Below are 7,764 nucleotides of genomic sequence, written 5' to 3'. Positions count from 1 at the left end.
TAGGTCATCGACTCGTTATGTCGCAGCCAAATCCTGATTGAGGCGAGTTGGACTGAGGCTAGGAAATTGTCGGCGCGTTTATCGTATCGCGTGGCGACGGCGCGGAAGTGTTTGAGTTTGCTGAAGAAGCGTTCGACCAGGTTGCGGTAGCGATAGAGGAAGGGGCTGAACGGGGGGATGCGTTTGCGGCCCGGCATCGGCTTGACGCAGGCCCAGGCGCCGCGTTCGGCGAGAGCCGCGCGCATCGCATCGCTGTCGTAGGCGCGGTCGCCGAGCAGGACATCGCCCTCGCCAAGGCCGCCCAGCATGTCGGCGGCGCTGCGCCCGTCATGCGCTTGTCCTTCGGTCAGCTTGAGCCCGATCGGCAGACCGAGCGCATCGACGAGCGCGTGGATCTTGGTCGTCAGGCCGCCGCGCGAGCGACCCATGCAACGGGATCGGTCATCTTTTTTTTGGCGTTTCCGGCGTGCTGGTGAACACGGATCGACGACGAGTCGATCATCTGGATGTCCCCCGCGTAAGCTTTCGACACCGCTTCCAATATCCGCGCCCAATGGCCCGCCTTGCGCCACCGGTTGAAGCGGTTCACGCACGTCGTGTGCGGCCCATAACGCGACGGAATGTCCGCCCATGGCGCTCCAGTTCGCAGCCGCCAGAATATCCCGTTCAACACCCGCCGGTCGTCGACCCGCGCAACCCCCCGAACCTTCGTCGGCAACAGCGGCTGGATCACCGACCACTCGAAATCCGTCAAATCAAAGCGCGCCATCAGCGTCTCCCTTCCGGGAAACACTGAATCAGAACTCAAGCCTCTTGGGAATCCTGTTTATGGGTATGTGACCTAGTGCAGCGATCAGGGCATCGCGAGCTGTAGCAACGCGAGGGTGGCGCAGCGATGAGCGTGCCCAGACGAGGTAGTAAGCGTTGCGCGGCACCGTGACCGGGGCGGGTATCTCGATCAGCGTGCAGGCAGCGCGTTCGATGTGGGTGAGATAGCCTGGCAGTACCGTCCAGCCGAGATCCGCGCACAATCCCGACCGTAGCACCCTCAAATCGGGCGCGGTCAAGGCGGGCTGGCTCGTCAGTTCGATCTGGTTTGCCTCAAGCCAGGTCCGCAGCAGCGGCCGGTCGAGATCGTAGGCGAGGTGAGCCGTCCGGTCGAGCCCTTCTGCCAACGGCAACGCGGCAATCCGCTCCGCCACAGCGGGAGAAGCTACGGCGCGCAGGTGTTCCTCGCCCAGCGCATGAAAGGCCAACCGCGCATCTTCGGGTTGCGAGGCGGTGACGGCCAGGTGCACCTTGTCTTCGAGCAGCAAGGCATAGAGCGCCTCGCGCCCGCCGATATGCAGGCGCAGGTCCAGCCCTGCTTCCAGCAGCGGGGCCAGCCGGGGCGTGATCATCTCTCCCAGCAGGTCCGACGGCGCGGCGATGTGGACCGTGCCCGAGATGCGCGACGATCGGGCCCGCGCGCTGGCCAGTGCCGATTCCGCCGTGTCGAGGCTGCTTCCGATCGAAGCCGCGAGATCGTCGGCAATCGCTGTTGGTCGAACACCCCGCGAATGGCGATCGAACAAGGGACGGCCCAATTGCGCCTCGAGCGATGCGATGTGCTGCGACGCCGCCGGTTGGGTGATGCCGATTGCCCGGGCCGCCTCGCTCAGTGAACGACGGCGGTAGACTTCGACGAAGGTGCGCAACTGCAAGAGGGACATTCCGGTTCCATAACCGGATTTATGGCCGTCCGCCATTCCCGCTGGATTTCATGATGCTGTTCCCTGCGTATCTAAGCCGCCGAAAGGAACGATCGAATGCAAAATCGCCGCCAACTGCTGAAAGCTCTCACCGCTGTCTTTGTGGCGGGTGCGGCTGCGCCGGTTGCGTTTGCTCGTGTCCCCGACATCAATGGAACAGGACAATTGACGATGACCCGCATTCTCATGGTGGCCACCTCCGCCGACCGCATGACTCCCGGCACCGAACCGACGGGTGTCTGGCTCGAGGAACTTACCACCCCCTATTACGCCTTCCGTGATGCGGGCGCCGAGGTTACGCTGGCCTCGATCAAGGGCGGCGCCATCCCCGTCGACCAGCGCAGCGTCAACGCCGACGGCGAGAACGACGCTTCGGTCGAGCGCTATCTGAAGGACGAGGCCCTAAAGGCCGAGGTTGCCAGCACCCCTGTATTCACAAGCATCGATCCCGCCGGCTACGACGCGCTGTTCCTGCCCGGCGGCCACGGCACTATGTTCGATTACCCCGTCAGTGACGAACTGGCCCGCCTGGTCGAACGCTTCGACCGCGAAGGCAAGATCGTCGCCGCCGTCTGCCATGGACCGGCAGGGCTGGTCTCGGCAAAGAAGGCCGATGGCACGCCCCTCGTCGCCGGTCGCCGTGTCGCGGGCTTCACCGACAGGGAGGAACGCGCGGTCGGCCTCGATCAGGCGGTGCCGTTCCTGCTCGAAACGCGCCTCAAGGAACTTGGGGGCAAGCACGAGGGCGGCCCCGATTTTGCCCCCTTCGCCCTGCGCGACGGCAATCTGGTGACCGGCCAGAACCCCGCCAGCGCTACCCGCACCGCGGAGCTCGTGATGGAAGCCCTCAAGGACAAGGTCGCCTGATCATGCGCTATCTCCACACCATGCTGCGCGTCGCCGATCCCGAGTCGGCGATCCGTTTCTTCACGCTGCTGGATCTCAAGGAGACGCGGCGCATGGAGAACCAAGCCGGGCGTTACACGCTGATCTACCTTGCCGCCGACGAGGATTTCCGCGGCGACGGCGAGCAGGGCGATGCCGAGGTCGAACTGACGTACAACTGGCCGCCCGAGGACGGCAGCCCTGCCGAGACATACACGGGGGGCCGAAACTTCGGCCATCTCGCCTTCCGGGTCGACGACATCTACGAAACGTGCGCGCGGCTGCAGGCGGGCGGCGTGACGATCAATCGCCCCCCGCGCGACGGACACATGGCGTTCGTCCGCTCGCCGGACGGGATCTCGGTCGAACTGCTCCAGAAGGGCGAACACAAGGCTCCGGCCGAACCCTGGGCCTCCATGCCCAACACGGGCGAATGGTGATGGCGAAATTGTTCGAACCGATTGAGGTTGGCGGGCTGCGGCTCGCCAACCGCATCGTCATCGCGCCGATGTGCCAGTATTCGGCAGTCGACGGCGCGATGACTGACTGGCACCAGATGCATCTCGGCCAGTTGGCGCTCTCGGGCGCGGGCGCGCTAACGATAGAGGCGACCGCTGTCAGCCCGGAAGGGCGCATCACCTACGGTGACAGCGGCCTGTACGATGACCGCACCGAAGCGGCGATGCGAAGCGTGCTCGAAAGTGTGCGCCGTTGGTCGGACATGCCGCTGATCATCCAGCTGGCCCATGCCGGCCGCAAGGCGAGCTGCGCCAAGCCGTGGCACGGCGGAACGCAGATCGCCCCCGATACGGAGAATGGCTGGCAGACCGTGGCACCCAGCGCCATTCCCTTCGCTCCGGACGACCATCCCCCTGTCGAACTGGACAAGTCAGGGCTTGCCCGCATCCGGGAGGCCTTCGCCGACGCCGCCCGCCGCGCCGGCAGGCTCGGCATCGATGCCGTCCAGATCCACGCGGCGCATGGCTATCTGCTCCACGAGTTTCTTTCGCCGATTTCCAACCGGCGCGGCGATGAATACGGCGGCAGCCTCGACAATCGGATGCGGTTCCCGCTCGAAGTGTTCGATGCCGTGCGCGAAGCGTTTCCCGTCGACCGCCCGGTGACCGTTCGCGTTTCGGGGACCGACTGGGTTGAAGGCGGCTGGACGGCGGAGGAAACCGCGCGGTTTGCGCAGGAGCTGGAGCGGCGCGGTTGTTCGGCAATCCACGTCTCCGGCGGCGGGCTCGACCCGCGCCAGCAGATCCCGGTCGGCCCCGGCTATCAGGTGCCGCTGGCGCGGACGGTCAAGGATGCGGTGGCCATGCCTGTCGTGGCGGTCGGAATGATCACCGATCCTCAACAGGCAGAGCGCATCCTCGAAGACGGGCATGCCGACGCCATAGCCATTGCCCGCGCTGCGCTGTGGGATCCGCGCTGGCCCTGGCACGCCGCCGCCGCGCTCGGCGCATCGGTCAAGGCGCCGCCGCAATACCTCCGGTCCGAGCCCCACGAAGCGGGCCGCATCCTCAAGGAAATGACACCATGAAAACCTCGGTCAAACTGCTTCTGGCCGCTGGCGCTGCCCTCTCGCTCGCCGCCTGCGCGATGACCCGCGAGGGTGCATCCGCGCCGCAAATCGAACAGGTCGCGACGTTCAATGGCGCGATGCCGACTGGCGTGACCGTCGCACCCAGCGGGCGCATCTTCGTCAACTTCCCGCAATGGGGCGATAACGCGCCGTTCACGGTGGCCGAGCTGGTCGACGGCAAGGCGGTGCCCTATCCCGATGCCGCGACCAACCGGCCCGATCCGGCCGACCCGGCGGGGCATTTCATCTCGGTGCAGAGCGTGGTGGCAGACGGCGCCAATCGCCTGTGGGTGCTCGACACGGCGGCGCCCAAATTCTCTCAACCACAGGTCGGCGGTGCAAAGCTGGTGGCAATCGACCTTGCGACCGACCGGGTGGTGAAGACGATCGTCCTGCCGCCCAGCGTGGTGCTGCCCACGACCTACCTCAACGACGTGCGCTTCGATCTGCGTCAGGGCGCCGAGGGCGTCGCCTACATCACCGACAGCAGCAACGAGGGGATCGGCGGCATCATCGTCGTCGATATCGCCAGCGGGCGTGCGATCCGGCGCCTGTCAAACCATGCGACGACCAACCCCGAGCCCGGCTTCACCCCGGTCGTCGACGGCGCGGTGCTCATGAACCGTCCCGCCGATGGACCCGCGACGCCGGTAGCAATTGCGAGCGATGCGATTGCGCTCAGCGCCGACGGCAGCCTGCTGTATTACGGTCCGCTGTCGGGCCGCACGCTGCACGCGGTGCCCACGGCGTTGCTGCGCGATCCCGCGGTGTCCGAGGAGGAGCTGGGCCGCGCGGTCCGCAGCCTGGGGCGCAAAGGCGCCTCGGACGGGATTGCCGAAGACGACCGGGGCCGCGTGTTCGCCGGCGATTACGAGAATAACGCGATCCGCATGCTCGACCAGGGCCTCTGGACGACGGTGGTCAGCGACCCGCGCATCAGCTGGCCCGACACGTTGTCGATCGGCACCGACGGATATCTCTACTTCACCGCCAACCAGCTCCACCGCCAGCCCGGCTTCCACGGCGGCCGAGACCTGCGCCGCAAGCCCTACGAGCTGCTCCGCATCAAGGTGGGCGCCGCTCCCGTCCTGTTGCGCTCGCGGTGACCCCATCAAGCCGGGCGGGCTCCCGCGGGGCCGCGATCCGGCGAAAAATCAACAACTGACTTGAAGGAATACAATCATGACAAAGGGTATCGAAGGCAAGATCGTTCTCATTACCGGCGGCAGCACCGGCATCGGCGCGGAAACCGCGCGTCTTCTCGCGGAACGCGGCGCCAAGGTGGCCATCGCCGCGCGGCGCAAGGACAGGCTCGACGAGGTCGTCGCGGACATCGCCGCAATTGGCGGCACGGCACGTAGCTACGCGCTGGACGTGACCGACAAATCGGCGGTCCAGTCCGTCGTCGCCGCAATCATTGCCGACTTCGGCCGCCTCGACGTGCTGATCAACAACGCCGGGCTGATGCCGATCCGTCCGATGGCCGAGGTCAACACCGACGAGTGGGACCAGATGATCGACGTCAATCTGAAGGGTACGCTCTACGGCATCGCGGCGGCCCTTCCCGGTTTTCTCGAGCAGGGCAGCGGTCACATCATCAACTTGAGCTCGGTTGCGGGCATCAAGGTCTTCGCACCGGGCGGCACGGTCTACTCCGGCACCAAGTTCGCCGTCAGCGCGATCAGCGAGGGCTTGCGCCGCGAGGTGGGGGAAAAGGTCCGGGTCACGTCAATCGAGCCTGGAGCTGTCGAAAGCGATCTGAAGTTCACGACATCCGGCACGGCTGCCGAGACGGTGCTGGACTTCTACAAGCAGGCCATCCCGGCGGCATCGGTGGCGCGTGCTATCGCGTTCGCTGTCGAACAACCTGATGACGTCGACGTCAACGCGATCGTCATCCGGCCGACCGCACAGGAGTTCTGATTTCGACGAGGCGGGGCCGCGTGTGCTCCGTCCAATGGGGAACGTCCCGGTCCGCTCGTCCGTTACTTTGCTGACTGATATCTGTCCGTTTCACTTGAGGAGTCAATTATGCCCAAACTTGCCCTGTATGTACCACTGAAGGCCAAGCCCGGAAAAGAGCGCGATGTCGCCGATTTCCTGACCTCGGCATTGCCGCTCGTTCAAGCTGAGCCGGGCACTCTGACCTGGTATGCGATCGAGGAAGGTCCCGGTGCGTACGCGATCTTCGATACGTTCGACACTGAGGAGGATCGGCAGGCCCATCTTGACGGCAAGGTTGCCGCCGCACTGATGGACAAGGCAGAAGAACTGTTTTCCGAACCGCCGCAGATTCACAAGTTCACCCTGCTGGCCGCTAAATAGCGGAGCGGTCCGCACCCCAAGCTGCCGTTTGGCTGCAGTGCAAGGCTCGTGTCTTCATCCGTAATGGATGCCCCGGCCGAACCGAGAAATGAGTAAATGAATACGACAGGCCATCCGCGATAGTGGATGGCCTTGTCTTTTGCGCTTATCACACCTCTGAATTTACTGATAAGGCGCCGTTGATGTTTCGCGACGTAACGGCACTATTGGTTCGCCGGATATTCTTGGGTACATCAATTGGGCGCGTTGTTCGGCCGTTCTGGCCCTGTCATTCAGACAACCGCCGTGAATCGATCCCAGGATGGCCCTACGGGAAGGAACCTCTCGGATAGCAGAAGGTTCAGGAAACTGAGATCACTTGGAAGGGTGCGATGTCCTCCGCCGTTGCGATGGACCGGATCATCAGCAAGCTCTCGATTTGATGATGCATTGAGAAGAACTGCGAAAGGAAAAGATCCCTGAAAGCTGTCGTGTACAACGGGCCCAAAGATGTTTCGGTCAAAACCATCGATGATCCCAAGATCGAAAAGCAGACCGATGTTATCATCCGGCTGACCACGACCAATATCTGCGGGTCGGACCTTCACATGTATGAGGGCCGTACCAGCTTCGAGAAGGGCAGGGTCTTCGGTCACGAAAACCTTGGCTGGTGACACGCCTCGAAGAGGAGACCCGGATCGGCAAAGGCGGGACCCTGGCGGCGCAGCTGTCGCGGCTCGACCTGATCGTGCTCGACGAGCTCGGTTATCTGCCGTTCGCCCGCTCAGGAGGGCAGTTGCTGTTCCACCTCATCAGCAAGCTTTATGAGCGGACCAGCGTCATCATCACCACGAACCTCGCCTTCGGCGAATGGCCGACCGTGTTCGGCGATCCCAAGATGACCACGGCGCTGCTCGACCGCGTCACCCACCACTGCGATATCGTCGAGACGGGCAACGACAGCTGGCGCTTCAAAAACCGCAGCTGACCGCCACCTTCGGCGCCTTCAAAAATCTATCTTGCGCTGCGCGCGCCTCCGGTCGGGCTACGCCCGCCCTCCGCCGCACGCAGCGCAAGGCCATCTTCAACAAACCAGCATCATATTATCCGAAAAGGGGGTCCCTCTTCGACGCCGATCTGGAGTGGGCCCCTCGGGCCGGACAAGGAAGCATAGTTGGATTGACCGTGTAGCCGGGCTTTTGGAGAAGAGCCCATGGCAAGACACCGATCCCATAG

Annotated in this window: 8 protein-coding genes and 2 pseudogenes; 8 read left to right on the top strand and 2 right to left on the bottom strand. The window is 64.1% G+C overall.

Annotated features, from left to right (window positions below; all coding sequences use genetic code 11):
• Positions 1-769, bottom strand: a pseudogene (locus tag ACREB7_RS19985) (IS5 family transposase); the annotation flags it as partial.
• 28 nt (positions 770-797) lie between these two features.
• Positions 798-1,712 (bottom strand): LysR family transcriptional regulator, encoded by a 915-nt coding sequence (locus tag ACREB7_RS19980; protein WP_431594014.1) that lies wholly within the window; start codon positions 1,710-1,712, stop codon positions 798-800.
• Positions 1,713-1,808: 96 nt separating this feature from the next.
• Here ACREB7_RS19980 and ACREB7_RS19975 point away from each other — a divergent pair, with 96 nt between their 5' ends.
• The 8 genes and pseudogenes from ACREB7_RS19975 to ACREB7_RS19940 all read left to right on the top strand — a co-directional run.
• A complete protein-coding gene (locus tag ACREB7_RS19975; RefSeq protein ID WP_431594013.1) occupies positions 1,809-2,618 on the top strand; it encodes a type 1 glutamine amidotransferase domain-containing protein in 810 nt (269 codons plus the stop codon).
• Between the two features lie 2 nt (positions 2,619-2,620).
• Positions 2,621-3,076 carry a VOC family protein gene (locus tag ACREB7_RS19970; protein ID WP_431594012.1) on the top strand — a complete coding sequence of 152 codons (456 nt, stop codon included), beginning with the start codon at positions 2,621-2,623 and terminating at the stop codon, positions 3,074-3,076.
• Positions 3,076-4,182 (top strand): NADH:flavin oxidoreductase/NADH oxidase, encoded by a 1,107-nt coding sequence (locus ACREB7_RS19965; protein WP_431594011.1) that lies wholly within the window; start codon positions 3,076-3,078, stop codon positions 4,180-4,182. The genes ACREB7_RS19970 and ACREB7_RS19965 overlap by 1 nt, the downstream gene beginning before the upstream one ends.
• Positions 4,179-5,330: an L-dopachrome tautomerase-related protein gene (locus tag ACREB7_RS19960; RefSeq protein WP_431594010.1), complete on the top strand. Its 1,152-nt coding sequence runs from the start codon at positions 4,179-4,181 to the stop codon at positions 5,328-5,330. Before ACREB7_RS19965 ends, ACREB7_RS19960 begins: the two co-directional genes overlap by 4 nt.
• A 76-nt stretch (positions 5,331-5,406) precedes the next feature.
• Positions 5,407-6,147: an SDR family oxidoreductase gene (locus ACREB7_RS19955; protein ID WP_431594009.1), complete on the top strand. Its 741-nt coding sequence runs from the start codon at positions 5,407-5,409 to the stop codon at positions 6,145-6,147.
• 108 nt (positions 6,148-6,255) lie between these two features.
• Positions 6,256-6,549 (top strand): putative quinol monooxygenase, encoded by a 294-nt coding sequence (locus tag ACREB7_RS19950; RefSeq protein WP_009823882.1) that lies wholly within the window; start codon positions 6,256-6,258, stop codon positions 6,547-6,549.
• A gap of 470 nt (positions 6,550-7,019) precedes the next feature.
• The gene (locus tag ACREB7_RS19945; protein WP_431594008.1) at positions 7,020-7,202 is read left to right on the top strand and encodes an alcohol dehydrogenase catalytic domain-containing protein; all 183 of its coding nucleotides are present in this window, start codon (positions 7,020-7,022) and stop codon (positions 7,200-7,202) included.
• Positions 7,196-7,516 (top strand): annotated as a pseudogene (locus ACREB7_RS19940) (ATP-binding protein); the annotation flags it as partial. The gene ACREB7_RS19945 and the pseudogene ACREB7_RS19940, both read left to right, overlap by 7 nt.
• Between the last annotated feature and the right edge of the window lie 248 nt (positions 7,517-7,764).

The organism is Sphingopyxis sp. (assembly GCF_050725615.1).
Classification (GTDB): Bacteria; Pseudomonadota; Alphaproteobacteria; order Sphingomonadales; family Sphingomonadaceae; genus Sphingopyxis.
The sequence above is the reverse complement of the archived record's forward strand: the minus strand, read 5'-3'. Positions and strand labels throughout refer to the sequence as shown.

Bases quoted from the DNA above. Each gene is read 5' to 3' on its own strand.
- ACREB7_RS19980 (WP_431594014.1), bottom strand. From the start codon at position 1,712: ATGTCCCTCTTGCAGTTGCGCACCTTCGTCGAAGTCTACCGCCGTCGT.
- ACREB7_RS19975 (WP_431594013.1), top strand. From the start codon at position 1,809: ATGCAAAATCGCCGCCAACTGCTGAAAGCTCTCACCGCTGTCTTTGTG.
- ACREB7_RS19970 (WP_431594012.1), top strand. From the start codon at position 2,621: ATGCGCTATCTCCACACCATGCTGCGCGTCGCCGATCCCGAGTCGGCG.
- ACREB7_RS19965 (WP_431594011.1), top strand. From the start codon at position 3,076: ATGGCGAAATTGTTCGAACCGATTGAGGTTGGCGGGCTGCGGCTCGCC.
- ACREB7_RS19960 (WP_431594010.1), top strand. From the start codon at position 4,179: ATGAAAACCTCGGTCAAACTGCTTCTGGCCGCTGGCGCTGCCCTCTCG.
- ACREB7_RS19955 (WP_431594009.1), top strand. From the start codon at position 5,407: ATGACAAAGGGTATCGAAGGCAAGATCGTTCTCATTACCGGCGGCAGC.
- ACREB7_RS19950 (WP_009823882.1), top strand. From the start codon at position 6,256: ATGCCCAAACTTGCCCTGTATGTACCACTGAAGGCCAAGCCCGGAAAA.